1 protein-coding gene is annotated in these 1,442 nt (G+C 68.7%); it reads left to right on the top strand.

All coding sequences use genetic code 11. The features are described 5' to 3' along the window. Positions 1-226: 226 nt before the first annotated feature. The gene (locus tag H0487_RS22600) at positions 227-1,423 is read left to right on the top strand and encodes an IS110 family RNA-guided transposase (protein WP_183096437.1); all 1,197 of its coding nucleotides are present in this window, start codon (positions 227-229) and stop codon (positions 1,421-1,423) included. Positions 1,424-1,442 lie beyond the last annotated feature (19 nt).

Genomic DNA, 1,442 nt, shown 5'->3' with positions numbered 1-1,442 from the left:
GCTACTAGACGATTCCCGTAGGACCGGCGTCCGGCCAGACTCGGTCCAGGTGCTCGGCGGGATGCTCTTCTTGCGGCTGCCCACCCGCGGTTGTGGGTGTGGCTCTCTTGCGGTTTGCGTGCCGCCGGGCACCGGTGGGGCGTGGCTCGAGAGGGGACTGCCCAGCTCTCAGTAGCAGTGCCCGCCTCGCCATCTGTCCGTTGCCGGATCTACGCGCGAGGAAGCCATGGAGAACATCGTCATCGGGGTCGATCCCCACAAACTGTCCGCCACGATCGAGGTCGTCGACCGCCACGAGCAGGTCCTGAGGGTTGGTCGGTTCAGCACCGACAAGGCCGGCTTCGCCGCGATGAGACGTCATGTCGAGGCCTGGCCGGAGCGGGTGTGGGCGGTGGAGGGCAGCAACGGCGCCGGCCGATCCGTGGCACAACGGCTCCTCGCTGCCGGCGAGCAGGTCGTCGATGTGCCCGCCAAGCTGGCCGCCAGGGCACGGATGCTCGACACCGGCCACGGCCGCAAGACCGACGCCCATGATGCGCACTCAGTCGCGGTCGCCGCGGTCCGCGCGAAGCGGCTGCGGGTGCTCGCACACGACCCCGACCTGGAGTCGTTACGGATGCTGGTCGACCGTCGTGAGGAGCTCGGCCGACAGCGGACCCAGATCGCGAACCGGCTGCAGCGCCTGCTGGCCGAACTAACGCCGGGTAAGGCGAAGAAGGACATCACCACCGGGCAGGCGAAGGCGATCCTCGCCGGGGTGCGGCCCCGCGACCTGGTCGGGAAGACCCGCCGCCGGCTGGCGGCCGAACAGCTCGCCGAACTGGTCGTGGTGGAGAAGAAGATGAAGGCGCTGACCAAGGAGCTCAAGACTCTGGTCAAGGACAGTGGATCGACCCTGATGGACCTGCGCGGCGTGGGTCCGATCGTCGCCGCCCGCGTGCTGGCCGATGTCGGAGACGTGACTCGGTTCGCCGACCGCAACCGGTTCGCGTCCTGGACCGGGACAGCGCCGGTCGAGGCATCCTCCGGCGAGATCGTCCGACACCGGCTCTCACGAGCTGGGAACCGGCGGATGAACCACATGATCCACATCGCTGCCGCCACCCAGATCCGGCTCGACACGCCCGGCCGCGCCTACTACCGACGCAAGCTCGCCGCCGGCAAGACCCGCGCCGAAGCGATGCGCTGCCTGAAGCGAAGGATCTCCGATGCCATCTACCGCCAGCTGATCGCCGACGCACACGCCGAAGCCGAGACGACTAGCGCGGATCCGGGAGGGCACTGCGGGGCGTCTCTGATATCCAGCGCGGTCGACCTGCCCCCGCACATCGACACTTCGGATCAGCCACTTCCCGGACCCGCAACACCGACGCTACCCGCGCCCCGACGACCCCGGAAGACCCCAGTCCTCACCGGCGATTGACAACAGAGGGGTACCGCAA

The sequence above is a fragment of the Nocardioides stalactiti genome (genome assembly GCF_014180715.1).
In the GTDB taxonomy this organism is placed as follows: Bacteria; Actinomycetota; Actinomycetes; order Propionibacteriales; family Nocardioidaceae; genus Nocardioides; species Nocardioides stalactiti.
Note: the sequence above shows the minus strand (reverse complement) of the source record. Positions and strands in the feature narration are given on the sequence as shown.

What these genes read in the sequence shown, in the direction of transcription:
- H0487_RS22600 (WP_183096437.1), top strand. Translation starts at nt 227, where the DNA reads ATGGAGAACATCGTCATCGGGGTCGATCCCCACAAACTGTCCGCCACG.